Genomic DNA, 26381 nt, shown 5'->3' with positions numbered 1-26381 from the left:
TTCCCGACAGGCCGGTCGTGCGACGCATGGAACGATGGGATAACGTGATGTCCGTAATGCAAGCTCCTGCCGGTCTGGCAGTCAAAACCCCGCTGATCGCCAATAGCGATCTCATGTCCGGCAAGCCGTCGCTGATCGGCATGACCCGTGAGGAGATGGGTGAGGCGCTCGCGGAAATCGGTGTGCCGCAAAAGCAGGTGAAGATGCGCGTCAGCCAGTTGTGGAACTGGCTTTATGTGCGCGGCGTCTCCGATTTCGACAATATGACCAATGTCGCCAAGGAGCTTCGCGAGAAGCTGAAGGCGGCCTTCACCATCGCCCGACCTGAAATCGTCGAGGAGCAGATCTCCAATGACGGCACCCGCAAATGGCTGATGCGTTTTCCGCCGCGGGGCGCTGGTCGTCCCGTCGAGATCGAAACGGTTTATATTCCGGAAGAAGGGCGCGGCACGCTGTGCATTTCGAGCCAGGTGGGCTGTTCGCTGACCTGTTCTTTCTGTCACACCGGCACGCAGCGTCTGGTGCGCAACCTGACGGCCGAGGAAATCCTCTCGCAGCTGTTGCTGGCGCGTGATCGGCTCGGTGATTTCCCCGATGGTTCGACGCCGGTTGGCGCTTATGTGCCGAGCGAAGGCCGCAAGGTCTCCAACATCGTGATGATGGGCATGGGCGAGCCGCTCTACAATTTCGAGCATGTTAAGACCGCGCTTCTGATCGCCACCGATGGCGATGGCCTGTCGCTTTCCAAGCGCCGCGTTACACTCTCCACCTCGGGTGTGGTGCCGGAAATCTTCCGCACCGGCGATGAGATCGGCGTCATGCTGGCGATTTCGCTGCATGCGGTGCGTGATGAGTTGCGCGACATGCTGGTGCCCATCAACAAGAAATATCCTCTGAAGGAACTGATCGAAGCCTGCCGCAGATATCCGGGCCTCTCCAACGCCCGGCGCATCACCTTCGAATATGTGATGCTCAAGGACGTCAATGACAGTCTGGAAGACGCCAAGATGCTGGTGCAGCTTCTGAAGGGCGTTCCGGCCAAGATCAACCTCATTCCGTTCAACCCGTGGCCGGGCACGAATTACCAGTGCTCGGACTGGGCGCAGATCGAGAAGTTCGCCGATTTCATCAATCAGGCAGGTTATGCCTCGCCGATCCGCACGCCGCGCGGCCGCGATATCCTAGCGGCCTGTGGCCAGCTGAAGTCGGAATCCGAGCGCATGCGCAAGACCGAAAGGCTGGCTTTCGAGGCGATGATGATCGCCAACCACGGCGCAGACGACTGAATAAGCCGGTTTTGCCTCATAAAGCTGGGTTTCCGGCGGTTCTCCGATTGATTTCGGCCTGTCTTGTTCCTAAGAAGACGAAAACAGGGAACCAACAGGAGGATATCCATGCGCGCATTCATTCTGGCTCTCGCCGCTGCGAGCGCCATCGTTCTGCCGGCGAAGGCTGAAACCGTCACCGTTGCCGTGACCGCCATCGTCGAACATCCGGCACTCGATGCCGCCCGCGATGGCGTGAAGGCTGCCCTTGCCGAAGCGGGCTACAAGGAAGGTGAGAACCTCAAGTTCCTTTACGAATCCGCGCAGGGCAATCCCGGCACCGCAGCACAGATCGCGCGCCAGTTCGTTGGCGAGGCACCTGCTGTCATCGTGCCGATTTCCACGCCGTCTGCCCAGGCCGTCGTTGCCGCCACGCGCGACATCCCGGTTGTCTTCACGGCGGTTTCCGATCCGGTCGGCGCGCAGCTCGTCAAGGATATGCAGAAGCCGGGCCGTAACGTCACCGGCCTTTCCGACATGTTGCCGGTCGGCGAACATCTGGCGCTCATCAAGGAAATCTCGCCGAACGCCAAGTCCATCGGCTTCATCTACAATTCGGCCGAGGCAAACTCCGTTTCGACACTCGCCCTCTTGAAGACCGAGGCCGAGAAGGCGGGTCTCAAGGTTGTTGAATCCGTCGCCACCAAGTCGGCTGAGGTGCAGGGTGCGACCCGTGCGCTGGTCGGCAAGGCCGACGTGATCTACGTTCCGACTGACAACACCATCGTTTCGGCTTTCGAGGCTGCTGCCGGTGTTGCGTCTGAAGCCAAGATCCCGCTTTATGCCGCCGATACGGATTCCGTTGCTCGCGGTGCGGTTGCTGCCCTCGGCTTCAACTATTTCGACGTTGGCAAGCAGACCGGTGCCGTCGTTGTCCGCATCCTCAAGGGTGAAAAGCCGGGCGATATTCCGGCAACCGTTGCTGTTGGCACCGATCTCGTGATCAACAAGAAGGCCGCTGAAAAAGCAGGCGTCACCTTCCCCGAAAGCGTTACGAAGCGCGCTACCAAGGTCATCGACTGAACCGAAACCTGACTGAATAACGGGCGGCGGCAAACTCGCCGCCCGTTTTACGTGGCACGAGACGGTGCCCGTATCCGCCCGATGGCGGCAATAACAAGGACATTACCGTGAGCCAAATCGCCTTCTGGGGTGCCGTGGAGCTGGGACTGGTCTTCGCTTTCGTGGCGATCGGCGTTTACCTCGCTTTCCGGGTGCTTGATTTTCCTGACCTGACCGTGGACGGTTCGTTTCCGCTTGGCGCTGCCGTGGCAGCCGTGCTGATCATCGCCGGTCTGAATGCCTGGGTCGCGACGGCGATTGCGATGGTGGCCGGTGCGGCTGCCGGCATCGTGACCGCCACACTCAATGTGCGTTTCAAGATTCTGAACCTGCTTGCCTCGATCCTGACGATGATCGCACTGTTTTCGGTCAACCTGCGCGTGATGGGAAAGCCGAATGTCGCGCTGCTCAATCAGGACACGATGATATCGCCGTTTTACGGCCTCGGCCTTTCTGAATATCTGGTGCGGCCGCTCTTCGTCGGCGCTTTGGTGCTGATTGCGGTCATTCTCGTCTGGCGTTTCCTTGAAAGCGATGCGGGTCTTGCCATGCGCGCGACGGGTGCCAATGCCCGGATGGCGCGGGCGCAGGGCGTGAAGACCGGTAGCCAGATCTATCTTGGCATGGCGCTTTCAAATGCGCTTGTGGCTCTTGGTGGTGCGCTGTTTGCCCAGACCAATGGTTTTGCGGATGTGACTTCCGGTGTCGGCACCATTGTTGTCGGGCTTGCGGCCGTCATCATCGGTGAAACCCTGTTTGGCGCGCGCGGCATCCTGATCGCGCTGATCGGCTGTGTCTTCGGCTCCATCGCCTATCGTCTCGCCATCCAGCTTGCTCTGTCGAGTGATGTGTTGGGTCTCAAGGCGTCCGATCTCAATTTCGTAACGGCGGTACTGGTGGCCATCGCATTGATCCTGCCCCGACTGCGCCGTGGGGGAGCAACATCGTGATTTCGCTTTCCGACATCCAGGTCGTCTTCGGGCGCGGCACGCCGCTGCAGAAGCAGGCGCTGTCCAAGATAGACCTCACCATTGAGGATGGCTCCTTCGTCACGGTCATCGGTTCCAATGGTGCGGGCAAATCCACACTTCTCGGTGTTCTGGCCGGCGATGTGCTGCCCACGGCGGGCAGGGTGATGATCGGTGGCGCCGATGTTACCCGCAAGTCGACCGCCAGCCGGGCGGGGCGGGTGGCACGCGTGTTTCAGGACCCGCTGGCGGGCAGCTGCGGCGCGCTTACCATTGAGGAAAACCTCGCGCTGGCGGCATCACGTGGTGAACGTCGCGGTCTTTTGCCCGCGCTCGGACGTGGCCGGCGGGATTTTTTCAAGGAGCGTATCGCTTCGCTCAATCTCGGTCTGGAAAATCGTCTGAAGGACCGCATGGACCTTCTGTCGGGCGGCCAGAGGCAGGCGGTCTCGCTCGTCATGGCGACACTAGCAGGCTCGGACGTGCTTCTATTGGACGAACATACGGCAGCCCTCGACCCCGGCATGGCGGAATTCGTGATGGAATTGACCCGCAAGGTGGTATCGGAGCGCAAGCTGACGACGCTGATGGTCACCCATTCCATGCGTCAGGCGCTGGACTATGGCACGCGCACGATCATGCTGCATGCCGGTGAGATCGTGCTCGACGTTTCCGGCGACAGCCGCAAGGATCTTGAGGTGGAGGATCTGATCGACATGTTCCGCAAGATACGCGGCCAGAAGCTCGATGACGATGAGTTGCTGATTGGTTGATTCTAAAAAAGGCGCCGTAAGGCGCCTTTTGTTTGCCGTCAGCGCGCCTGCGTGAAGAAAATCTTCACGGCGAAAAGCGAAAAGACGCCGGCGATCGTATAATCCAGTCCGCGCAGAATCTTCCGATTGCGTTGCAGCCAGGCGGAGAGAACATCTGCGGCGATCACGATGCCGATGCCGATCGGCAGTGCGACGATGATTGACCAGATGCCGAGGAAAATCAGCTTGCCGGTCACATGCGGATCGGATGCGCTGACGAATTGCGGCAGGAAGGTCATGAAGAAGATGATGATCTTCGGGTTCAGCAGGTTGACCCAGATGCCGTTCAGCAGGGCGGATTTGAGGGAGGCCTGCGCTTTTTCGCCGGTGCCTTTGACCATCACGAAATCCGAGCCCTTGCGGATCGCCTGAATGGCGAGCCAGACAAGATAAGCGGCTCCGCCGGTCTTCAGGATCATGAAAGCCGTCGGCGAGGCGACGATGAGGGCGGCGACACCGAAGGCGACCAGCATCGTGTGCACGGTGATGCCGATATTGGTTCCTACCAGGGTCATGAAGCCCGCCGCCCGGCCTTCGCGCAGGGAGCGGCTGATCCAGAGCGTCATGTCCGGACCCGGCGTTACCGCCAGGAGAAGGATGGCGATGGTGAAGGCGATCAGTGTTGGCAGGCTTGGAACGAAATCCATCGCGGCACCCGTAAAGCTGGAGACGGCCGTTGTTTAACGTGATTGCGGATTTCTGCCAATGTTTTTGAGTGGCGGCCCTAGCGCAGTGGTGGATTAAACAGGGCGGGGCACCGCAATTTTCAGATCGCGGCGGCCCCTAGGCGTCAGTTCTTGAGGAAGCTGGTGAAGGCGGCGGAATATTCCGTGTGCCAGCGCGAGAGCGGCGGGCGGTTCTGGACGATATCATAGGCCGCCCAGAGAATGCGTTTCTCGTCCGTCGGGCGGTCAACCTCGCCATCCGGGCAGAGAATGTAGAAATCGCCCCGGCCGATGCTTTCGAGCATGAACTCGATGGTCTGTTCGCCGGTCCAGGCGCCTTCCGGTTTTTCCGTTCTGCCGTGGGCTGTAAGGCCTGTGAAGACGAAGCCGGGGATGAGGAGATGGGCGGAAACTCTACCATTTGGAACATTGCGCAACTCGTGTTGAAGCGCTTCCGTGAAGGTTTTGACGCCCGATTTCGAGACATTGTAGGCGGGATCGCCGGGAGGCGTGGTGATGCCCTGTTTCGAGCCGGTGTTGATGATGAGTGCCGGCTCACCATGTGCGATCATGCCCTGACCGAAGACACGGCTGCCATTCACAACGCCCATCAGATTGACGCTGATAATCTTTTCCCAGTTGGCCTGGGGACCGAAAATGGCGCTGCCAGGCTGGATGCCGGCATTGTTCATGAGGACGTGAACGCGCCCGAAACGCTGAATTACGGCGCGTTCCAGCGCCTCCAGCTCATCGAGTTTCGAGACGTCGGTCGGGATCGCAACGATTTGCGCCTCGCCGTCCCGGGCAAGTGCCAGAACGTCCGCATGCGCGGCGGCAAGTTTCTCGCCATCGAGATCGACGAGCACGACACTCATGCCGAAACCGGCGAATTTGCGGGCGGCGGCGAGTCCGATGCCAGAGGCCGCACCTGTTATGACGGCGACATTATCTTCCTTGAATGCGGGGTGGATGGTCGTCATAGGTTTCTCCTTCGCGTCGTTTCTGCTGTTTCCAGCGGTTTGCAACGTTGCCTGAACCTGAGTGGCTTCATTCACGGTTTTCAAGTCGATCGCGCCGCTTCATCATAAAGCGCGAATTTTCTAAATGCATGTGACAACGGCTTCGTTCCCCTCGGTGTAGCTGTCGTCACGTGCGTCACGCGTGTCCATCAATTGTTTTGTCGCTTATCTCACGGAAAAGCGCTTCACACATTTCGGGTTGCACTGTAAAAGTGCCGAAATCCCAAGGAAATGGCGGTGTCCCGATGCCGTCATCATGCAGATGGACATCACTATGGCACTCCCGAAAGACGTTAAGAAAGTCGTTCTCGCCTATTCCGGCGGCCTCGACACCTCGATCATTCTGAAATGGCTTCAGACGGAACTCGGCGCTGAGGTCGTTACCTTCACCGCCGATCTCGGCCAGGGCGAAGAGCTTGAGCCGGCACGCAAGAAGGCCGAGATGCTGGGCATCAAGGAAATTTTCATCGAGGACGTCCGTGAAGAGTTCGTGCGCGATTTCGTGTTTCCAATGTTCCGCGCCAACGCCGTCTACGAAGGCGTCTATCTGCTCGGCACCTCCATTGCCCGGCCGCTGATTTCCAAGCACCTGATTGAAATCGCCAGGAAGACCGGCGCCGACGCCATCGCCCATGGTGCGACCGGCAAAGGCAACGACCAGGTGCGTTTCGAGCTTTCGGCCTATGCACTGAACCCTGACATCAAGATCATCGCCCCGTGGCGCGACTGGACGTTCAAGAGCCGTACCGACCTCCTGAACTTTGCCGAACAGCACCAGATTCCGGTTGCCAAGGACAAGAAGGGCGAAGCGCCGTTCTCCGTCGACGCCAACCTGCTGCACTCCTCTTCCGAGGGCAAGGTTCTGGAAGACCCGGCGGTGGAAGCTCCTGAATATGTGCATATGCGCACTATCTCCCCGGAAGCCGCTCCCGACAAGGCAACCGTCATCAAGGTTGGTTTCCGAAAGGGTGATGCCTGCTCGATCAATGGTGTCGAGATGTCGCCTGCGACGCTTCTTGCCACGCTCAACAATTATGGCCGTGAAAACGGCATCGGCCGTCTCGATCTGGTCGAGAATCGCTTCGTCGGCATGAAGTCGCGCGGCGTTTACGAAACGCCCGGCGGTACCATCCTTCTTGCCGCGCATCGCGCCATCGAGTCCATCACGCTCGACCGGGGTGCTGCGCATCTGAAGGACGAGCTGATGCCGCGCTACGCCGAGTTGATCTATTACGGCTTCTGGTTCTCGCCGGAGCGCGAAATGCTGCAGGCCCTGATCGACAAGAGCCAGGAGCATGTGGAAGGCGAAGTGACGCTGAAGCTCTATAAGGGCAACGTCATGGTAACCGGCCGCGAGAGTGCCAAGTCGCTCTACTCCGACGCGCTGGTGACCTTTGAGGACGACCACGGCGCTTATGACCAGAAGGATGCTGCAGGCTTCATCAAGCTCAATGCGCTGCGTCTTCGCACGTTGGCAAAGCGCAATCTCAGCAAGTAATTCTGTTCTTGAAAAATAACGAAACCCGCTGGTGGTGACACCGGCGGGTTTTTCATGTCGCTCTTCTGGAGACGATGCGGAAGCCGATGTAGCTGGCAACGGCCGTGAATTCCATCATGGGAATGATGACGCCGAAGCCGGTCAAAGGTGAACCGATGAGGGAGGCTGCAGCACCGCCGGCGAAGCCCGATCCCATCTGGATAAATCCCATCATGGCCGATGCCGAACCGGCGATATGTGGGAAGGGCGCAAGCGCTGCTGTCACCATCGAAGGGGTCAGCAGGGCGATGCCGACAGTTGCGACTGCAACGGGCCCCATGATCGAAAGGAACGATGGCGGCATCAGGAAAACTGACAATAAAATAAGGAGGCCGCCGGTTCCGGAAAAACAGAGGCCGATCACGACCGAGCGCCGGTCACCCAGTCGGGGTGCGATGTAACGCAGGGCAATCGAGCCGAAGAAGTAGGCGCCTGTCTGCATCAGCATGCCGATGCCGAAGGCGGTGGGTGTCATGCCGACCTCGTTGATAAGGATGAAAGTCAGCATGGTGGCCTGCGCATAAAGCGCGCCGATGGAACCACCGAGCACCAGTGCAGCCAGAAGGAAACGTGGCGCGCTGAGCAGCGTGCCATAGGCCGACAGGAGCCGCCTGGGCCGGATCAGGCTCCTGTCCGGAACCGTTGTTTCCCGCAAAAAAATCACGACGGATAAAATGGCGATGGCTCCGAGCCCGACCATCAGAAAAAACACGGATTTCCAGCCGAAAGCCGCGAGTGAAAGTCCACCGATCGTCGGTCCGAGAGCAGGGCCGACCGCCAGCATGATACCAATGAGATTCATGATGCTGGAGGCTTCGGCGCCGGTAAACTGGTCGCGCACCACGGCACGCGCCACCGTCATACCGACCGAAGCACCGATGCCCTGAACCAGCCGGGCGAAAAGCAGCACTTCGATCGTCGGCGCGGAAATGGCCACCAGGCCGCCGCCCAGAAAGATCAGGAGGAAGACGATGCTTGCCTTTCGCCGACCGAAGGCATCCGATGCCGGCCCGGCGAGCAGTTGCGCCAGCGCGAACCCGGCAAAATAGAGGGACAGGCTGAGCTTGACGGCGGACTGGTCAGTGGCAAAAACCCGCGTCAGTTCCGGCATGGCGGGTGTGTAAATCGCCATGGATATGGGCGCAAGCGCCGTCAAAAACGCACCAAGCATCGCCGTGCGTTTCGTGGACATGATCGGTTTTGGCGACATGGTGATCAGCCGTTCTGCCCCGGTTGTTCCGGCTGCAGATTGTCACGAAGGGTTTGCAGAAAGTGGCGGAACAACGCCACCTCCTCGTCATTCAGGCCCTGGGTAGCGTGGCGGACGAGTTCATCTATTTCCTGCCGCACGGCTTCCAGCATGTCGGCTGAGGATTTGGTCAGCACAATACGCTTGGAGCGTCTGTCCTGTGGGTCCTGCTGCCGCTCGATGAGATTGAGGGACTGCAACTTATCAAGATAGGCGCAGATCGTCATGGGTTCTATTCCGAGGCGAGCGGCGATGTCTGACTGTTTGCTGCCGTCAACGACAGCGACCGTCAGCAATGCGCGCGCCTCGCCGGGGGTCAGGCCCAGTCCGGCCTCGGATATACGGCGCTCAAAAGCACTGTTCAGCAGGCGTGCACCGCTGTTCAGCAGAAATGCCAATGAATCTCTTTCGCGTTTCGTGCCCATGCTTCGCCTTTTCGTAAGTCAGCCTTACTAAAATCCGGGCGATAATCAATGGTACACAAATCATATTACCGAAAATCGAGTAAACTATATGTCACTTCCATTGCGGTGTGCCCCGCAACGCGGTTCAGGGCCGTCACGCCAAAGCAAAAAAAGACAGAACGTCCTGCATTTTTTCAACCTCGTCTGCGGTGCCGATGGAACGGGCAATTTCAGCTCGGTCGGAAAAATAGGTCAGGAAGTCGAATTCCGTGTCCTCGGTCACATCAGCTATGTCGATGACCTCACCGCTGGCACTAGGGGTTTGTGCCGGAAGTTCGGACGAAAGTTCAAAAAGGGTGTCCTGGCTGATTTTTCCCGCATGGTAATAATCTCGGGCGATTTCGCGCAGGTCGCGCGGGCTGATGCGGGTAAAATCTATCCCTCTTACCGTCTCTTCAAAGCCTGAGGCTGCATCGGATTTTCCGGCCTTGCCGAAATCGGCAATGCCCACGGATCTTGCGTTTCTGGAATTGTCCCTGAAAAGGAAATTATTAGAGGACCTTAAAGAATAAATCTCCATAATACATATCTCCGTCATGGGATATTATTTAAAGAAGCAGACCATGATGTCGTCATATCGGTCAATACTTGGAAATGAAGGCGAGTGCGTATTCCACACCAAATTCCGATATTGAATTGGCGGCGGCGGCGTGCCCATATGGCTAAACCGGAATTGTACGAGGAACATGAAATGCCATCTGAGACCGCGCTTTATCCCGCACTCGTTCACTGGAACGGTCACAATGGTCTGCCAAAATTCGATGCAGTCAGGGATGAGGATTTCGCTCCGGCCTTTGACGCCGCACTTGGTTCCCATGAGCAGGAGATCGATGCGATCGCAGCCAATGTTGAGGCGCCGACATTTGCAAACACTGTAACTGCGCTTGAGGTCGCGGGTGACGATCTTTCACGCATTTCGGCGCTGTTCTGGAACAGGGCAGGAGCGAACACCAATGGCGTGATCCAGGCGCTGGAGCGGGAGATTGCTCCGAAAATGTCGCGGCACTATTCTAAGATCGGCATGAACGCGGCTCTGTTCAAGCGCATCGATACCTTGTGGGAAAAACGCGAGACACTTGGGCTGACGGGTGAGGAAAACCGTGTTCTCGAACGGCACTGGAAGGGTTTCGTGCGCTCCGGCGCGAAATTGCCGAAAGACCGGCAGGAGCGGCTGGCGGCGATCAATGAGGAGCTGGCCGGTCTCGGTGCAAAGTTCGGGCAGAATGTACTGGCGGATGAAAAGAACTGGAAGCTCTTGCTTTCCACGGAAGAGGAACTTGCCGGCATTCCCGGTTTTCTGCGCGACGCAATGGCGGGTGCGGCCCGTGAGCATGGCGAGGATGGCATGTTCGCCGTCACCCTTTCCCGTTCCATCATCGAGCCCTTCCTGACATTTTCCGAACGTCGAGACCTGCGTGAACAGGCGTTCAGGGCATGGGCGGCGCGCGGTGAAAACGGCGGCGAGACCGACAATCGAGAGATCGTCCGCCGCACGCTTGAACTGCGCGAGGAGAAGGCGAAGCTTCTCGGTTATGCGAATTTCGCCGCCTATAAGCTTGACGACACGATGGCAAAGACGCCCGATGCCGTGAACGGCCTTCTGGGGCAGGTCTGGGAAAAGGCCGTTCGCCGCGCGGGTGAGGAGGAGGCTGAGCTTGCCGCCATCATCGCCGCGGAAGGCAAAAACCACGACGTTCTGCCATGGGACTGGCGACATTACGCCGAAAAGCTCCGCGCTCAGAAATTCAATTTCTCCGAGGCGGAACTGAAACCTTATCTGCAGCTGGAAAAGATCATTGAAGCCTGCTTCGATGTGGCCGGGCGGCTGTTTGGAATTCGTGCCGTCGAGGTCAAGGGTGTCGCCGCCTATCACCCGGACGTCCGGGTTTTCGAGATCCGCGACGACCAGGGCGATCTGAAGGCCATGTTCCTCGGCGATTATTTCGCGCGGCCCTCCAAGCGATCAGGCGCATGGATGAGTTCGTTCCAATCGCAGCACAAGTTGCCGCTGAAAAACGGTACGGTCGGAGAAATCCCGATCATCTATAATGTCTGCAACTTCGCCAAACCGGCCGAAGGTAAGCCCGCGCTTCTTTCGCTTGACGATGCGCGTACACTCTTCCACGAATTCGGCCACGCGCTGCATGGCATGTTGTCCGATGTCACCTACCCTTCGGTGTCGGGAACGGGCGTATCGTGCGATTTCGTCGAATTGCCCTCGCAGCTTTACGAGCACTGGCTGACTGTGCCGGAAATCCTGGAAAAATACGCCCTGCATTATGAAACTGGTGCGGCAATGCCGAAGGCGCTGCTGGACAAGGTTCTGGCCGCACAGACCTTCAATGCCGGCTTCAGCACGGTGGAGTTTACCTCTTCGGCGATTGTCGACATGGCGTTCCACACGCGCGACAGCGTCGACGACCCGATGGCCGTGCAGGGTGAGGTTCTTTCAACGCTCAACATGCCTAATCCATCGTCATGCGCCATGCGACACCGCATTTTCAGCACGTTTTCTCCGGCGACGGTTATTCCGCTGGATATTATTCTTACATGTGGTCGGAAGTGCTGGATGCCGATGCCTTTTCCGCCTTCGAGGAAACCGGCAATGCCTTCGATAGCGATATGGCGCGGCGGCTGAAGGACAACATCTACTCCGTCGGTGGTTCCGTGGATCCCGAGGAAGCCTATCTCGCCTTCCGCGGCAAGATGCCGAGCCCGGACGCGATGCTTTCGAAGCGCGGTCTCCTATAAGAGACTGTCATATTTCTGAGCTAGAAGCTGAGCGCAGGGGGCTTATGACATGAGCCCCCCTTTCGCATTTGCAAAAAAAAGGTTATGAGCGCGCCAAACTAAATTGGCGTTTCTCATCAATATAGCGCCCAACCTCAGAGATTTTGAACAATGGCACTTCGCAACATCGCGATCATCGCGCACGTTGACCATGGAAAAACGACGCTTGTTGACGAGCTTCTGAAGCAATCCGGTTCGTTCCGTGAAAACCAGCGCGTGATGGAACGCGTTATGGATTCCAACGACATCGAAAAAGAGCGCGGCATCACCATTCTCGCCAAGGCGACCTCGATCGAGTGGAAAGATACCCGCATCAACATCGTCGACACCCCCGGCCACGCCGACTTCGGCGGTGAAGTCGAGCGTATCCTGTCGATGGTGGACGGCGCCATCGTTCTCGTTGACGCTGCCGAAGGCCCTATGCCGCAGACGAAGTTCGTGGTTGGCAAGGCGCTGAAGGTCGGCCTTCGCCCGATCGTCGCCATCAACAAGATCGACCGTCCGGATGCCCGCCATGAGGAAGTCGTCAACGAAGTCTTCGACCTTTTCGCGGCTCTGGATGCAACCGACGAGCAGCTCGACTTCCCGATCCTCTACGGCTCGGGCCGTTCCGGCTGGATGAACGTCAATCCGGAAGGCCCGACTGATGAAGGTCTTGCGCCGCTCCTCGATCTCGTCGTCAAGCACGTGCCGGAGCCCAAGGTCGAAGAAGGTCCGTTCCGCATGATCGGCACGATCCTCGAAGCCAACAACTTCCTCGGCCGCATCATCACCGGCCGTATCGCTTCCGGTTCGATCAAGCCGAACCAGGCGGTCAAGGTTCTCGGCCAGGATGGCAAGCTGATTGAAAACGGCCGCATCTCCAAGATTCTTGCTTTCCGTGGCATCGAGCGCACCTCGATCGAAGAAGCCCATGCAGGCGACATCGTCGCCATCGCAGGTCTCTCCAAGGGCACCGTCGCCGACACCTTCTGTGACCCTGCCGTCATGGAGCCGATGCAGGCGCAGCCGATCGATCCGCCAACCGTTACCATGTCCTTCATCGTCAACGATTCGCCGCTCGCCGGCACCGAAGGCGACAAGGTGACGAGCCGCGTCATCCGCGACCGTCTGTTCAAGGAAGCTGAAGGTAACGTTGCGCTGAAGATCGAAGAATCCGCCGACAAGGATTCCTTCTTCGTATCTGGCCGTGGCGAATTGCAGCTGGCGGTTCTGATCGAAAACATGCGCCGCGAAGGTTTTGAGCTTGCCGTTTCGCGTCCGCGCGTCGTCATGCACAAGGATGAGAACGGCCAGCTGATGGAGCCGGTCGAAGAAGTTGTCATCGACGTGGATGAGGAGCATTCCGGCGTCGTCGTGCAGAAGATGTCCGAGCGCAAGGCCGAAATGGTCGAGCTTCGCCCCTCCGGCGGCAACCGCGTCCGTCTGGTGTTCTTCGCGCCGACCCGTGGTCTGATCGGTTACCAGTCGGAACTCCTGACCGACACGCGCGGTACGGCCGTCATGAACCGCCTGTTCCACGACTACCAGCCTTACAAGGGCGAGATCGGCGGTCGCGTCAACGGCGTTCTGCTGTCGAACGAGTCGGGCGAAGCTGTTGCCTATGCTCTGTTCAACCTCGAAGATCGCGGCCCGATGATCATCGATGCCGGTGAGAAGGTTTATGCAGGCATGATCATCGGCATTCACAGCCGTGACAACGACCTCGACGTGAACGTGCTGAAGGGCAAGAAGCTCACCAACATCCGCGCCGCCGGCAAGGATGAAGCCGTGAAGCTCACCCCCCCGATCAAGTTCACGCTGGAGCGCGCACTTTCCTGGATTCAGGATGACGAACTCGTTGAAGTCACGCCGAAGTCTATCCGTCTTCGCAAGCTCTATCTCGATCCGAATGACCGCAAGCGTTTCGAAAAGGCAAAGCTTGCTGCCAGCTGATCGGTTCGATCCCTGTTTCGAAAACCCGGCCTTGCGCCGGGTTTTTTTATGCATTCTTTTTTATGTGTGCATGAGTCGAAAGGAGCTTTGCCAAAGGTTAAGGATGCGTTAATTTTTTCTGGTCGTCCACATGAATAGGCTGTGGGTAAGCTTGCCGGCGTTAACCTTTATGACTGGTAAGTTTCAGTGGCCGGGGCCAGAATCGCGTTATGAAAACGTTATCCATCGATGTTCGCCGTGCTGAACCGCAAGATGCGCGCGCCATATCCGAGGCGCACCGTCTGTCGTGGCAACAGGCCTATGCCGGGCTTATCCCGCATCGGCCGTTGACGCAGATGCTCGAGCGCCGTGGCGAAATCTGGTGGAAAAAGGCAACCAAGGGTTCCGCAACCATGCTGGTGGTTGAAGTGGCGGGCGTTGTTGCCGGCTACGCGACGCTGGGCCTAAGCCGGGCGCGCGGACTGCCGCATGACGGCGAAATTTATGAACTCTATCTCCGTCCGGAATATCAGGGCATCGGCCTCGGATCACTGCTTTTTACGGAAGCGCGCCGGTTGCTGACCTCGCTTGGCTGCAACGGTATTGTCGTCTGGTGCCTTGAGGACAGCGATGTAGCCAATCGCTTTTTCCGCTCGCATGGCGGGCGCGACATTGCCGAAGGAATGGAAGATTTCGGTGGCAAATCACTTCGCAAGGTCGGTTTCGTCTGGAACTGACGGCGCAAATTCCGGGATTGTCGTTTCGCGTCCGGTCGTGACCGCATCGCTGACACCCAATTTATCCATTATGCCTTATATGCCCACAGCCGTGTTGCAATGCGCAGACTTTCCCAGTATCGAAAACCAAATCCAACCCGCGAATGAGGGAAGCGAATGCGTATCGATGCAATTTCCGTAGGCAAAAATCCGCCGGAAGACGTTAATGTTATCGTTGAAGTGCCGGTCGGTGGACACCCGATCAAGTACGAGATGGACAAGGATGCCGGTGCGCTGATCGTTGATCGCTTCCTCTACACGCCGATGACCTATCCGGGTAACTATGGTTTCGTACCGCACACCCTGTCCGACGATGGCGATCCGATCGACGTTCTCATCTGCAACACCCGCCCGCTGGTACCGGGCTGCGTCATCAATGTTCGTCCCATCGGCGTGATGATCATGGAAGATGATGGCGGCAAGGACGAGAAGATTCTGGCGGTTCCGGTTCCGAAACTGACCCGTCGTTACGACAAGGTCAATAATTACACCGATCTTCCGGAAATCACGCTGAAGCAGATCGAGCACTTCTTCGAGCACTACAAGGATCTGGAGCCCGGCAAGTGGGTGAAGATGGGCGGCTGGCAGGATGTTGACGTTGCCAAGAAGCTGATCGTCGAAGCCATCGAGCGCTACAAGGCGCAGGGCTGATCTGGTCTAAAGCTTCTTGAATCGGTCTTCAAAATCCTCCGGGTCGGTGTCGATCCGGAGGATTTTTTTGCGCGCTGTTTCGCCCGAAACGAAGCTGATGGCGGTTTTGGGTACGCCAAGTTTCTTTGCCAGCAAAACAGTCAGGGCCTTGTTCGCCTTACCGCCTTCCGGCACGGCGCTGACCCGGGCCTTTAGCTGCGCGTTTCCGTCCGCATCCAGCTCCACGCCATCAATCGCGTCCCGCCCGCCATTCGGTGTGAGGCGAACGGAGAGCCGGATATGATCACCGTGTTTTTGCCAGCAGCCGTTCACGCGAACATCGGGTACAGCGTGTTCCACATGAAGGAGCGGATGAAGAAGATGATCAGGAGCACGATGATCGGCGAAATGTCGATGCCACCGAGATTGGGCAGAACGCGACGGATGGGGCGCAGAACCGGTTCCGTGACATTGAACAGAAAGCTGCCGATGGCGTTCACGAACTGGTTGCGGGAATTGATGACGTTGAAGGCGTAAAGCCATGAAAAAATGGCGCTGCCAATCAGCACCCAGGTATAGAGGTTCAAGGCCAGATCGATGGTCTGAAACAGGGCAAGCATCAATATCTCCGTATCTTGGTTGCAAGACATTTAGACATTCGTCGCTGAACCGGCAAGTGTTGCGCCGAATCGTAATCATCACCGGTTAGATCCACCTGCTGTGATCGTGGTCTAACTCATAACCGGGCGGCAGGATTTCACGCAAAAACCGCTCACACTTTGCGCGATCGCGATGGTGAGGGCTGGTGATTCCTGTCATATCGCTTTATTGCCATCACACATTTTCTTCGCGAGCACCCAGCCGATGTCTCTTCCTTCTGCCGAAAACCGTTTCGGTGCATTCCGGCATTCATCCTATCGACGTTTCTTCAGCGCCCGGTTTTTTTCGGCCTTTGCCATACAGATCGTCAGTGTTTCGGTTGGGTGGCAAATGTATGAAGTGACCGGCAATGCCTTTTATCTCGGCCTGATCGGTCTTTTCCAGTTTCTGCCGTCCCTTCTTTTGATCCTTGTTACGGGAACGGTTGCCGACCGTCACAATCGCCGGCGTATTATGGCCATATGCCTGATGGTTGCGGCGCTCTGTGCCGTCGCTCTTCTGGCGCTGACACTCACGCACAGCTTTTCCCCTTGGCCGGTATTCGCCATTCTTGTCGTCTTCGGCATAGAGCGCGCTTTCATGGGACCGGCGGTCCAGTCGCTGGCGCCCAATCTCGTGCCGGTAGAGGATTTGCCGAACGCCATCGCCTGGAATTCTTCTTCCTGGCAGATGGCCTCCATTCTCGGTCCCGTTGCCGGCGGCCTGCTTTATGGTCTCGGCGCCTCCGTTGCCTACAGTGTGGCGCTCGTGCTTTTTATCGTCTCCGCAGGACTTGCGGTGGCGATCCGCAAGCCGGAACAACGCGGCCCGGCAAAGGCGATCAGCCTCGAAACCATGCTCGCCGGGTTTAAATTCATCTCGCAGGAAAAGATCGTCCTCGGTGCAATATCGCTCGATCTCTTCGCGGTGTTGCTGGGTGGCGCGGTTGCATTGATGCCGATCTTTGCCAAGGAAGTGCTGACGCTCGGCCCGTGGGGCCTCGGGCTTCTGCGCGCGGCGCCCGGTATCGGCGCCATCACCGTCGCCGTTATTCTGGCATTCAAGCCCATTCGTCACCATGCCGGCCTGCTGATGTTCGCTGGCGTTGGCCTTTTCGGCGTTTCAACCGTGGTCTTCGGACTTTCGCAAACCGCGTGGCTGTCCATCGCCGCGTTGGTAGTCATGGGCGCATCGGACATGGTATCGGTCTATGTGCGAGAAACGTTGATCGCGCTTTGGACACCGGATGAGGTACGCGGGCGTGTGAACGCGGTGAACATGGTCTTCGTCGGCGCATCGAACGAACTGGGTGAGTTTCGTGCCGGTACCATGGCTCATGTTGTGGGTGCCGTTCCAGCCGTTGTCATCGGCGGGGCTGGCACGCTCGCCGTGGCGGTCATCTGGGCGCTCGGCTTTTCCAAGCTGCGCAAGATCGACAATCTCGACGCGCCGCACTGACAGCGATGGGTCTCAGATCGTCTTGGCTTTTCTTCGAAGCGCAAAAACGATCCAACTTTTTGTTTTCACGGATTATCCGGACGTAAAGCCGCAGCGCATCTTTACCGGAAATGCTCTAGCGCTGCGCCTTGCCCTCAAAAACCAGATCGAGAAAATTGCTGAGCCATGCCCTGAGCGGCGTATCAAACAGCATGCGGCCTTCCAGATGCTGGCTGCCCACCTGGGCATTGGGCATGCCGAAACGCTGCGCGCCGTGCACCACCCAGCTATGCATCATGGCACGTGTCAGTTCGGCGTGAAACTGCAGGCCCCAGGCATTTTTTCCATATCGATAGGCCTGGTTGGGGTAGGTCTCGCCCGATGCCAGAAGTTCGGCTCCACGCGGCAGCTCAAAGCCTTCGCGATGGAAGTGATAGACCATCTTCGGCCAGTGCGGCATCAGAAGCCGCCCATGTTCGGTGGCATGGAGCGGATACCAGCCAATCTCCACCTTGCCGTCCCTGTCGGCTTCCACCCTGCCGCCCAAATGTTTGGACAACATCTGCGCACCGAGACAGATGCCGAGAAAAGGCTTGTTTTCCTTCAGCGGCACTTTCAGCCAGTCGATTTCGGCTTTGACATAATCATGCGGATCATTGGCGCTCATCGGGCCGCCGAAAATGATGGCTCCGGCGTGTTTTTCCAGCGTCTGCGGCAGGTCATCGCCGAGCGCGGGACGCCTTACATCGAGACGATACCCTTTTTCCACCAGCATCTGGCCGACGCGACCGGGCGTGGAGCGTTCCTGATGCAGGACGATGAGCAGCGAAGGTTGTTGTTTCTGTTGCCTGGAGGGGGCAAACAGCATCGTCTTCGTTTTCGCTTTCTTCAGCGGGTCCGGACCTCGTGGCGGCCTGCTGACGTTGCAGGACCCTGTCGCGCACGGAAACACCCAGCAGATCCGCGACACGCCAGATCACATGGTCTTCCATCTCGCTTCGTTCGCCGTCAGCGTAAACAATATCCCATAATATGCCAATAAGCTCCACGCGCTGATCTTCATCCAGGTGGCGACGGATATCGGTAGTAAAGCGGTAATAATCGACGGCTTCCTTGCCGGCCTCCTGGCCGGCGGCGAGCAGGGCATCAAGCTTGCCGCCGTCGAGATGATAATATTCATGCAGAATTTCGCGAAGACGATCACGCTCGCTTTTCGAGATGGTGCCATCGGCTTCCATGACCTGAAAACAGAGGGCGGCTACCGCCACCCTCAGATCATCGGGACTGAAATCACCTGCCTGCGGGCCGACGAGGTTCTGAATAAACGACTGTATTTGCTGGAACATCGATAGCCTGCTCGTCAGAAGAGTTTGAGCCGTGTCTTGGGTTCGGCTTCCGCGCCGGATTTCTTCACACCCGGATCATCTGGCGCACCGCCGAAAAAGGGCACTGCTTCGGCCTTTTCATTCGCCGCTTCGGTTTCCACCGGCGCTTCGATCGTGACGGGCTTTTTCTCCGTCGGAGCCGAAACACTCGGTTTTACCTCTATGGGCTCAGCCGAAGCCCGCTTTGGCTCCGCACGGGTCTCGGGCGCGGTTTCCACGACGACCGTCTTTACCGTCGGTTCGGTCCTTGCGGGTGCTGCGGCAATCGCGTTTTCGATTGTCAGATCTTCAACAGGGCCTTCCAGCTGCCCGAAAGGCGCTTTCCATTCGAAGGCATCGAGACGACCCGTGACAGGCGAGACCGGCAGCCATTTTTCAGAGACGATACCGTCGGCGACCCATGCCGGATCACGCGGCGCGCGCAGTGCCTGCGCCATCCAGTAGCGCACACGGCCCTGATCCCCGGTTTCGGCCTCCTCGATATCGGCCATCAAGAGGAAAATGCTTTCGCGCGGCTCGATCCGGGCGGCGGCCTCGGCCTTCGCCCGGGCCTTGGCGAATTCCTTGGCGTCGAGCGCCGCCTGCGCCACGGCAAACAGGGATTCGATGTTGTTGGGCTTCAGACTTTCAAGCCGCTCTGCCCGCTTCAGACGGTCGATGGCGGTATCGCCGCTGCGGGCGCGTACGTAAAGTTCGGCGATCTGCGGATGCGGATCGTTTTTCCAGACGGGTTCAAGGATCGCGGCGGCCTTGCGCAGATTGTCTTCGCGCAGGTAGGACTTCGCCGCGATAAGCGCTGCCGGCACGAGGCCTTTTGCAAGCTTGAGAGCGTGCTTCGCGTCCTCGCGCGCACCTACCGGGTCGCTTTCCAGTTTCTCGCCGGCCTTGGCAGTGAGAAGCACGGCTTTCAGCCGCTCCGCCTCGCCGCGTTCGATGACGCTGGCCGCCTTCTGCTGATCAAGCAGACGGATGGCATCGTCCCACTGCCCATTGCGGCATCGGTTTTCCAGCGTCGCCTGTGCCGCCCATGGCAGATAGGGTGCTTTTTCCGCGGCGTCCTCGGCATATTGCTGGGCGGCTTCGTAAGCGCCCTGACGACGTGCCTCGATATAGAGGCCGCGAAGGCCGAGTTCACGCGTTTCGGGATCACGCGCCATGGCCTCGAACTTACGGCGCGCCTCATCATATTTGCCTTCGATGAGATCGGCCTGTGCATCGAGCAGGTGAATTAGCGGCTCCTGATCGGCACTCAGTAGTCCCTGCGTGCGGGCCGTCATCTTCCGTGCAAGAATGGCATTGCCAGCGCCAGCGGCGATGAGGCCAGTGGAGAGCGCCTGATAACCGCGGTCGCGCTTGCGCGCGCGGAAATAACGACGGGCGGCATTAGGCGAAGTCCATACGGCGTTGACGATCCACCAGAGCAACATGGCAGCAGCGATGAGCGCCGCGATGATGGAGGCTGCGACCATCAGGCTCATTTCGATCAGCTGACCTTGCCAGACGATGGAAAGGACGCCCGGCCTGTCAGCCAGCCAGGAGAAACCGAAGCCGAGAGCCAGAACGATAACGGCGAAAGTCAGAATTCTGGTCATGCCCTTACCCCTGCCTGCCGGTGCTGGTGATGGCGCGGTTCAACGTGCCGCCCACCAGATTTTCGACCTCGACGCGCGCATCCAGAGATTTCTTGTAATCAGCGGATGCCGTCTTGGCGGCATCCGGAAGACCGTTCCACTCAAGTGCCGCGCCCTGAAGATCGCCATTGCGCAGCTTGTTTTCCACGCGTGCGATCCTGGCTTCGGGGGTTTCGCCTTCGATGTTTCCGACGGGTCGCACCTTCACCAGCGAAAAGGCGCTTTCGGTCAGGCGTTCCATGATGCCCTGATTGGGGTCAGGCTGGTTTATGGCTGAGAGCATCGCATTGGCGACATCGGGGAACTTCTGCATCAGCTCCGAGCGTGATGGTACGCCGGTTGCGGCGAAGGATTGCAGCGATGCGATGGCCGGATCGTCGGGCGTTACCTTGGACAGGGTATCGAGTTCCGTCAGGAACGGTCCACCGCGATCGATCGCGGCCTTCAGCGCGGCCGATGCTATAGCGCGGGCGACTTCGATATCGTCGCGCGGCTCGTTGATCTTGGCTTCAGCATCAGCGAGACGGCGTGTCAGTTCCGCTGTCGCCGAAGTCTGCGCAGACCGTTCCGACTGGAGAGCCGCTTCGAGGGCGGTGATTTTCTCTGACAGCCCATCGACCTGCGAGGCCTCCCCCTTCACGCCTTCAAGGGTTGCGATGCGCTGTTCCAGCGCCGAGGTGTCGGAGGCTGGCGCATTGGCAAGCTGCTGGCGCAAGCTGTCCAGATCGGTTTTAAGGGCAGCGATTTCCTCGCTTCCCGCCTTGCCTGCATTAAAGGAGGGCAGGATGCCTGCATATTGCATGCTGCCGGCGGCGGCGAGCGCCACAAGGCCGCCGACGATACCTGCCGCGATCAGGCCCGAGGTCGCCGCCTGTTTGCTTTCGACCCGCTGCGGTATGGAGGGCTTTGCCGGTCCTGAGGACGAGGTCGCGGTCGAAGGCTTTGCCGTGGTGGCGCCGCCGGATGCGCTGGTGGAGGCTGTGGATCCGGAGGCAGGCTTTGCTGTTGCAGCCGCGGCAGCGGTCGTCTGGGCGGTGCCTGTCGAAGATTTACTATCGGCTTGAGGCGGAGCGGAGGAGGGCGAGACAGGCGCTTTCTGTCCGTTATCCAGGTTCTCCGCCTTCGGTGTCGCCGCCACGGCGTCCGCTTTCCCGACATTGGGCTCGGGCTCGAGAGGGGGTCTCTTTGGCTGATCCCATATCGGTGCGGCATTGCCTGTTGCGGTTGCTTCCGATCTGATATCCGAAACTGCGGAATCCGCTGCGGTCTCCGGGGTTTTGTCACCGGGCTTTTTGTCGGTCTCGGCGGCATCCACGTCGGCGGAAACTGCTTTCACGTCTTTGGCGTCCAGGTCGATCGTGACCGGTTCGGCTTTGGACTTGGAGTGGCGTGGCGGCTTTCCCGATACCATGACAACCTCATTTCTGCCTGCAGTACTCTAAACCTAGTCAGTGACGGCGGCAAAGGAAAGAGGCGAGCTCGAATTAGGTTCCAGAGTTGCGGTGCAGAAGTTCAAACATCGCAGCCTCGTTCGGCTCTTTGGCAGCAACGGCGTTGACGCGGAAGATTTCCGGAACGAGAGAAAACACGTTGCGGCTGATGCAGATGAATTGTGTTCTCGCCAACGCCTTTTCGTATTTTTCCGTCGATACATGATGGAAAAATGCCCGCGCCGCTTCCGATGAATAAAGCAGGACCACATCCGCCGCGTTTTTCACCAGGGCCGTTTCGAGCACAGTTTCAGGAACGTTGCAGGGCAGCATCTCGTAACAGTCGACCGTTTTGAAGGCAATGCCGGCGGCGGCAAGGCCTTCCTCGAAGACGGCGCCACGGGGTCGGCCGGCGAGATAAAGCAGGGGTTCTTTCTCGGAAAACAGGGCCGCGCGTTCAGTCACCAGCGCGTTCAGACTTACGGCATCGCCGGAAGCGGTGAGAATGTGTTTGAAACCGATTTTTTCCGCCGCTTCAGCCGTTGCCCTTCCGACGGCGAACAGCGGTTTTGACAGATTGGGAACCAGCCGGTCTCGTGATGTCTCCAGTGCCCGCAAAGCCTCTGCGCTGGTCACGGCGATGGCCGCCATTGGGTGCGACAGCGCCGAGACGGCGCGCTCGTGATGATGGACGGGATAGAACAGCGGCAGTAGCGCCGGCGTGTGGCCGAGCGCTTCGAGTTTTGCGGCCGTCCTTTCGCCCGAACGCTGCGGCCGGGTGACGACGATCCGCATTGGCTCAGCCCCAGCCTTCGAAGAAACTGCTGCCTGCCTTGGCGCGTACCTTTTCGCCGGCCTGTTGGCCCAGCCTCGCCGCATCCCTGCGGTTGCCGGAGATTTCGATGCCATGGCTCGTCTGGCCATCGGGGGTGAGGATGAGGCCGTAAAAATGCAGTTCCTCGCCGTCACAGGTGGCATAACCGGCAATCGGCGTGCGGCAGGAACCGTCAAGCGCCGCGAGAAAGGCGCGCTCACAGCTCACTGAATCATGAGTGGGCCTGTCGTTTATGGGCGCGAGCAGTTCGTCCATGCGCGTATCGCCGATGCGGCTTTCCACGCCGATTGCGCCTTGGGCTGGAGCGGGAGGGAACTCCTTCGGGTCAAGAATTTCCGTCGGAACGTTGTCCTTTCCGAGCCGCTTCAGGCCCGCAAGGGCAAGAAGTGTCGCGTCCGCCTGGCCTTCCTCCAGCTTACGCAGCCTCGTATCGACCTGACCGCGAAAAATGATCACGCTCAGATCCGGCCGCAGGCGACGGATCAGCGCCTGGCGACGCAGGGACGCGGAGCCGACCACGGCGCCATGCGGCAGTTCGAGCAGCTTCGGCGCGGTGCGGCCGATGAAGGCGTCGCGTATGTCTTCACGCGGCAGGAAGGCGGACAGATAAAGGCCTTGCGGCAAAACGGTCGGCATGTCCTTTGAGGAATGCACGGCCATATCGAGTTCGCCTGACAGGAGCTGGCTTTCCAGTTCTTCGGTAAACAGGCCCTTGCCGCCGATTTCGGACAAGGCGCGATCGGTTATCCGGTCGCCCTTGGTGGATAGCACGACAATTTCGAACATGTCTTCCGGCAGACCATGCGCCGCCATCAGCCGGTTGCGCGTCTCATAAGCCTGCGCGAGCGCCAGCGGGCTGCCGCGCGTGCCGATTCGGAAAGGTTTTGTTTGCATCCGCGTCTATCCATTGTTACCGGAGTTGTCTTAGACCAACTCCGCGCATAATCGCAATGAACGAACAGATGTGATGACCCCCTTTCTTCGTATCCTCGGCATAGAGACAAGCTGTGACGAAACCGCTGCATCCATTGTGGTTCGGCATGCAGATGGGCGCGGCGAGATCGTCTCCGACGTCGTTTTGTCGCAGCTTGAGGAACACAGCGCCTATGGCGGTGTGGTGCCGGAAATTGCCGCACGGGCCCATGTCGAGGCGCTGGATACGCTTGTGGAAGAAGCGCTGGAGCAGGCAGGCGTGACCCTTGCCGACGTCGATGCCGTTGCTGCTACCTCCGGCCCCGGGCTGATCGGCGGCCTGCTGGTGGGCTTGATGACGGGCAAGGCCATCGCAAAAGCAGCAGGCAAGCCGCTTTATGCGATCAACCATCTGGAAGGACATGCACTGACGGCGCGCCTCACCGATGGTCTATCTTTTCCCTATCTGATGCTGCTCGTGTCCGGTGGCCATACTCAGCTGGTGCTGGTGCGTGGCGTTGGCGATTATGAGCGCTGGGGCACCACCATCGATGATGCGCTCGGCGAGGCCTTCGACAAGACCGCGAAACTTCTCGGCCTGCCCTATCCCGGGGGCCCTGCGGTTGAGAAGGCGGCGGCAAAAGGCGATCCCGACCGCTTTCCGCTTCCTCGTCCGATGGTCGGCGAGACCAGGCTCGATTTTTCCTTTTCCGGCCTGAAAACGGCGGTACGGCAGGCGGCGACCGCGATCGCGCCGCTGTCCGAGCAGGACATTGCCGATATCTGCGCATCGTTCCAGAAAGCGGTCTCACGCACACTCAAGGACCGGATTGGCCGTGGTCTTGCCCGTTTCAAGCAGGAGTTTCCGCATATGGAAACCCAGCGTGCCCTGGTCGTCGCAGGCGGCGTTGCGGCCAATCAGCAAATCCGCCAGACGCTGCAGTCGCTTTGCGATACCCATGGCTTTCGTTTCGTTGCGCCGCCGCACCGGCTCTGCACCGATAATGCAGCCATGATCGCATGGGCCGGGCTGGAGCGAATGGCCGACGGCCGAGAAGCCGATCCGCTGGAAATCCCGCCGCGCTCGCGCTGGCCGCTCGACGGCAGTGCGGAGACATTGATCGGTTTCGGTAAAAGGGGAGCCAAGGCCTGATGCAGCGGGAGAAAATCGTCGTCATCGGCGCCGGCGCCTTCGGAACTGCGCTTGCCGTCGTCATCGCGCTGGAAAACCGGCACGACGTGATCCTGATCGGCCGCGATCCATCCCTGATGGCCGACCTCAGGAGCGACCGCGTACATGAGGCGGCGCTGCCTGGCGTCGAACTGCCGGATGTGCTTGAATTTTCCGCCGAGCCGGATGTTCTGACCAGTGCCGGCATCGTCCTCTTTGCGATGCCTTCGCAGGCTCATGCCGATGCGGCTCGTCATTATCGTCCTTATCTGGCTAATGACTCGATCGTCGTTACCTGCGCGAAGGGTATCGACCGGAGTTCCGGTCGGCTGCTCACGGAACTTCTGGAAGCGGAATTGCCCCGTCATCCGATCGCGGTTCTCTCCGGTCCGGGCTTCGCGGCCGATATTGCTCGAGGTCTACCGACGGCCATGGCGATTGCGGCGGAAGATGCAACAATAGCCGAGCGGCTTGCGACTACGATCTCCGGCAAGACCTTCCGGCTTTATGCCTCGACAGACCGCATCGGCGTGCAGCTTGGCGGCGCACTGAAAAATATCCTCGCCATTGCCGCCGGCATCGTTGAAGGCGCGGGCCTCGGCGATTCCGCCCGGGCGGCGCTGATATCGCGCGGGCTTGCCGAAATGTCGCGCCTCATCGTTGCCATGGGCGGCAAGGCCGATACGGTACGCGGCCTCTCTGGTCTTGGCGATCTGGTGCTGACCGCCACCAGCCACCAGTCGCGCAACCTGCGTTTCGGCATCGCGCTTGGCCGAGGTAACGGTAAGGACATGTCCGGCGGGCTGGTAGAGGGTGCCTTTGCGGCTGCCGTCGCCGCCCGGCTGGGAGAAAGTCACACCGTGGACATGCCCGTTACCGAAGCGGTGGCCGCTATCATCGACGGAAATCTGGATGTGGCGAGCGCCATGCAACAATTGATGACACGGCCCATCACAACCGAATAAGGCATAAGGAGACGAAAATGCTGTTCGCTTTTATCTGCAAGGACAAGCCCGGCCACCTGAACGTGCGCATGGAAACGCGCCCGGCGCATCTGGAGCATCTGAACAGGCTCAATTCCGAGGGCACGCTGAAGATCGCCGGGCCTTTTCTCGACGCCGAAGGCAAGCCGAATGGCAGCCTCGTCATCGTGGAAGCCGCCGATATCGATGCGGCCAAGGCTCTTGCCGAAGCCGATCCCTATGCAAAGGCTGGCCTGTTCGAAAGCGTGGACGTGAAGCCCTATAACTGGGTCTTCAACAATCCGGGAGCTTGAGCGGGCATGGCGAATTATTGGCTTTACAAGTCCGAGCCGTTCAAATGGTCGTGGGAGATGCAGAAGGCCAAGGGCGAGGCTGGCGAAGAGTGGACCGGCGTGCGCAATTATCAGGCGCGCAACAACATGCGCGCCATGAAGATTGGCGACAAGGGCTTCTTTTACCACTCCAATGAGGGACTGGATGTTGTCGGCATCGTCGAAGTCTGTGCGTTGTCGCATCCGGACTCGACCGCCGAAGGTGATCTGAAGTGGGATTGTGTCGACATCCGCGCCGTCTGCGATATGCCGCAGCCGGTTTCGCTAAAGGATGTTAAGGCCAATCCGAAGCTGGCGAATATGTCGCTTGTCACCTCCATGCGGCTTTCCGTGCAGCCGGTGACGGAAGAGGAGTATCTTGAGGTCTGCCGCATGGGCGGGCTCGCAAATCCTCCGAAATCCCCGGATTGAAGCG

The 26381-nt window shown here is 59.0% G+C and carries 25 protein-coding genes and 2 pseudogenes; 14 read left to right on the top strand and 13 right to left on the bottom strand.

All coding sequences use genetic code 11. The annotated features are described in order from the left end of the window. The first annotated feature begins 113 nt into the window (after nucleotides 1–113). From rlmN to FHW77_RS19410, 4 genes are all read left to right on the top strand, one after another. On the top strand, nucleotides 114–1286 hold the full coding sequence (rlmN, locus tag FHW77_RS19425) for a dual-specificity RNA methyltransferase RlmN (RefSeq protein WP_077987047.1): 1173 nt from the start codon (nucleotides 114–116) through the stop codon (nucleotides 1284–1286). 108 nt (nucleotides 1287–1394) lie between these two features. Beyond that, a complete protein-coding gene (locus tag FHW77_RS19420; RefSeq protein ID WP_004443882.1) occupies nucleotides 1395–2348 on the top strand; it encodes an ABC transporter substrate-binding protein in 954 nt (317 codons plus the stop codon). 107 nt (nucleotides 2349–2455) lie between these two features. Beyond that, the gene (locus tag FHW77_RS19415; RefSeq protein WP_004443879.1) at nucleotides 2456–3337 is read left to right on the top strand and encodes an ABC transporter permease; all 882 of its coding nucleotides are present in this window, start codon (nucleotides 2456–2458) and stop codon (nucleotides 3335–3337) included. Next, nucleotides 3334–4128 (top strand): ABC transporter ATP-binding protein, encoded by a 795-nt coding sequence (locus tag FHW77_RS19410; protein WP_004443876.1) that lies wholly within the window; start codon nucleotides 3334–3336, stop codon nucleotides 4126–4128. The genes FHW77_RS19415 and FHW77_RS19410 overlap by 4 nt, the downstream gene beginning before the upstream one ends. 38 nt (nucleotides 4129–4166) lie before the next feature. Here the strand turns inward: FHW77_RS19410 and FHW77_RS19405 are convergent, their stop codons facing one another. Next, nucleotides 4167–4814: a LysE family translocator gene (locus FHW77_RS19405; RefSeq protein WP_004443874.1), complete on the bottom strand. Its 648-nt coding sequence runs from the start codon at nucleotides 4812–4814 to the stop codon at nucleotides 4167–4169. Between the two features lie 143 nt (nucleotides 4815–4957). Beyond that, on the bottom strand, nucleotides 4958–5812 hold the full coding sequence (locus FHW77_RS19400; RefSeq protein ID WP_004443871.1) for an SDR family NAD(P)-dependent oxidoreductase: 855 nt from the start codon (nucleotides 5810–5812) through the stop codon (nucleotides 4958–4960). Nucleotides 5813–6125: 313 nt separating this feature from the next. Between FHW77_RS19400 and FHW77_RS19395 the strand changes: the two genes are divergently transcribed. Further along, nucleotides 6126–7349, top strand: a complete 1224-nt coding sequence (locus FHW77_RS19395; protein ID WP_004443869.1) for an argininosuccinate synthase — start codon at nucleotides 6126–6128, stop codon at nucleotides 7347–7349. A gap of 52 nt (nucleotides 7350–7401) precedes the next feature. On the opposite strand, the gene FHW77_RS19390 is transcribed toward FHW77_RS19395, so the two are convergent. From FHW77_RS19390 to FHW77_RS19380, 3 genes are all read right to left on the bottom strand, one after another. Next, nucleotides 7402–8598 (bottom strand): multidrug effflux MFS transporter, encoded by a 1197-nt coding sequence (locus FHW77_RS19390; protein ID WP_004443867.1) that lies wholly within the window; start codon nucleotides 8596–8598, stop codon nucleotides 7402–7404. Nucleotides 8599–8603: 5 nt separating this feature from the next. Next, entirely contained in the window at nucleotides 8604–9062 is a 459-nt protein-coding gene (locus tag FHW77_RS19385) for a MarR family winged helix-turn-helix transcriptional regulator (RefSeq protein ID WP_004443866.1), read from the bottom strand. A gap of 133 nt (nucleotides 9063–9195) precedes the next feature. After that, the gene (locus FHW77_RS19380; RefSeq protein ID WP_004443864.1) at nucleotides 9196–9621 is read right to left on the bottom strand and encodes a hypothetical protein; all 426 of its coding nucleotides are present in this window, start codon (nucleotides 9619–9621) and stop codon (nucleotides 9196–9198) included. 171 nt (nucleotides 9622–9792) lie between these two features. Between FHW77_RS19380 and FHW77_RS19375 the strand changes: the two are divergent. The 4 genes and pseudogenes from FHW77_RS19375 (at nucleotide 9793) to ppa (ending at nucleotide 15232) form a co-directional block, all read left to right on the top strand. Further along, a pseudogene (locus FHW77_RS19375) lies at nucleotides 9793–11852 on the top strand (M3 family metallopeptidase). Nucleotides 11853–12002: 150 nt separating this feature from the next. Next, nucleotides 12003–13826 (top strand): translational GTPase TypA, encoded by a 1824-nt coding sequence (gene typA / locus FHW77_RS19370; RefSeq protein WP_004443860.1) that lies wholly within the window; start codon nucleotides 12003–12005, stop codon nucleotides 13824–13826. Between the two features lie 209 nt (nucleotides 13827–14035). Next, nucleotides 14036–14542 carry a GNAT family N-acetyltransferase gene (locus FHW77_RS19365; protein ID WP_004443858.1) on the top strand — a complete coding sequence of 169 codons (507 nt, stop codon included), beginning with the start codon at nucleotides 14036–14038 and terminating at the stop codon, nucleotides 14540–14542. A 156-nt stretch (nucleotides 14543–14698) separates the two neighbouring features. Further along, entirely contained in the window at nucleotides 14699–15232 is a 534-nt protein-coding gene (gene ppa, locus FHW77_RS19360) for an inorganic diphosphatase (RefSeq protein WP_004443856.1), read from the top strand. A 6-nt stretch (nucleotides 15233–15238) separates the two neighbouring features. On the opposite strand, the gene FHW77_RS19355 is transcribed toward ppa, so the two are convergent. Together FHW77_RS19355 and FHW77_RS19350 are read right to left on the bottom strand one after the other, a co-directional pair. Then, complete coding sequence (locus FHW77_RS19355) at nucleotides 15239–15544, bottom strand: DUF167 domain-containing protein (protein ID WP_004443852.1); 306 nt, start codon at nucleotides 15542–15544, stop codon at nucleotides 15239–15241. Beyond that, a complete protein-coding gene (locus FHW77_RS19350; RefSeq protein WP_004443850.1) occupies nucleotides 15541–15831 on the bottom strand; it encodes a YggT family protein in 291 nt (96 codons plus the stop codon). Before FHW77_RS19350 ends, FHW77_RS19355 begins: the two co-directional genes overlap by 4 nt. Before the next feature lie 244 nt (nucleotides 15832–16075). Between FHW77_RS19350 and FHW77_RS19345 the strand changes: the two genes are divergently transcribed. Beyond that, complete coding sequence (locus tag FHW77_RS19345) at nucleotides 16076–17308, top strand: MFS transporter (protein ID WP_004443847.1); 1233 nt, start codon at nucleotides 16076–16078, stop codon at nucleotides 17306–17308. Nucleotides 17309–17423: 115 nt separating this feature from the next. Here the strand turns inward: FHW77_RS19345 and FHW77_RS19340 are convergent, their stop codons facing one another. The 6 genes and pseudogenes from FHW77_RS19340 to hemC all read right to left on the bottom strand — a co-directional run bounded on the left by FHW77_RS19340 (nucleotide 17424) and on the right by hemC (nucleotide 23462). Then, nucleotides 17424–18155 carry a glutamine amidotransferase gene (locus FHW77_RS19340; RefSeq protein ID WP_182590672.1) on the bottom strand — a complete coding sequence of 244 codons (732 nt, stop codon included), beginning with the start codon at nucleotides 18153–18155 and terminating at the stop codon, nucleotides 17424–17426. Next, nucleotides 18148–18633: pseudogene (locus FHW77_RS19335) on the bottom strand (tellurite resistance TerB family protein); the annotation flags it as partial. The pseudogene FHW77_RS19335 and the gene FHW77_RS19340, both read right to left, overlap by 8 nt. A 14-nt stretch (nucleotides 18634–18647) precedes the next feature. Beyond that, entirely contained in the window at nucleotides 18648–20264 is a 1617-nt protein-coding gene (locus FHW77_RS19330) for a heme biosynthesis protein HemY (RefSeq protein WP_004443842.1), read from the bottom strand. A gap of 4 nt (nucleotides 20265–20268) precedes the next feature. Further along, nucleotides 20269–21714 (bottom strand): COG4223 family protein, encoded by a 1446-nt coding sequence (locus FHW77_RS19325; RefSeq protein WP_004443840.1) that lies wholly within the window; start codon nucleotides 21712–21714, stop codon nucleotides 20269–20271. A 73-nt stretch (nucleotides 21715–21787) separates the two neighbouring features. Then, nucleotides 21788–22528, bottom strand: a complete 741-nt coding sequence (locus tag FHW77_RS19320; protein WP_004443839.1) for a uroporphyrinogen-III synthase — start codon at nucleotides 22526–22528, stop codon at nucleotides 21788–21790. A gap of 4 nt (nucleotides 22529–22532) precedes the next feature. Next, on the bottom strand, nucleotides 22533–23462 hold the full coding sequence (gene hemC, locus FHW77_RS19315) for a hydroxymethylbilane synthase (protein ID WP_004443838.1): 930 nt from the start codon (nucleotides 23460–23462) through the stop codon (nucleotides 22533–22535). A gap of 73 nt (nucleotides 23463–23535) precedes the next feature. Between hemC and tsaD the strand changes: the two genes are divergently transcribed. Genes tsaD through FHW77_RS19295 form a run of 4 tightly spaced genes read left to right on the top strand, consistent with a single transcriptional unit; the run spans nucleotide 23536 to nucleotide 26377 of the window. Next, nucleotides 23536–24633 carry a tRNA (adenosine(37)-N6)-threonylcarbamoyltransferase complex transferase subunit TsaD gene (gene tsaD / locus FHW77_RS19310; RefSeq protein ID WP_004443835.1) on the top strand — a complete coding sequence of 366 codons (1098 nt, stop codon included), beginning with the start codon at nucleotides 23536–23538 and terminating at the stop codon, nucleotides 24631–24633. Further along, nucleotides 24633–25616 carry an NAD(P)H-dependent glycerol-3-phosphate dehydrogenase gene (locus FHW77_RS19305; protein WP_004443833.1) on the top strand — a complete coding sequence of 328 codons (984 nt, stop codon included), beginning with the start codon at nucleotides 24633–24635 and terminating at the stop codon, nucleotides 25614–25616. Before tsaD ends, FHW77_RS19305 begins: the two co-directional genes overlap by 1 nt. A gap of 17 nt (nucleotides 25617–25633) precedes the next feature. Further along, nucleotides 25634–25927 (top strand): YciI-like protein, encoded by a 294-nt coding sequence (locus tag FHW77_RS19300; protein WP_004443827.1) that lies wholly within the window; start codon nucleotides 25634–25636, stop codon nucleotides 25925–25927. A gap of 6 nt (nucleotides 25928–25933) precedes the next feature. Next, entirely contained in the window at nucleotides 25934–26377 is a 444-nt protein-coding gene (locus FHW77_RS19295; protein ID WP_004443825.1) for an EVE domain-containing protein, read from the top strand. The last annotated feature ends 4 nt before the right edge of the window (nucleotides 26378–26381 follow it).

This window comes from Agrobacterium sp. RC10-4-1 (assembly GCF_014138475.1).
Classification (GTDB): domain Bacteria; phylum Pseudomonadota; class Alphaproteobacteria; order Rhizobiales; family Rhizobiaceae; genus Agrobacterium; species Agrobacterium pusense.
Note: the sequence above shows the minus strand (reverse complement) of the source record. Positions and strands in the feature narration are given on the sequence as shown.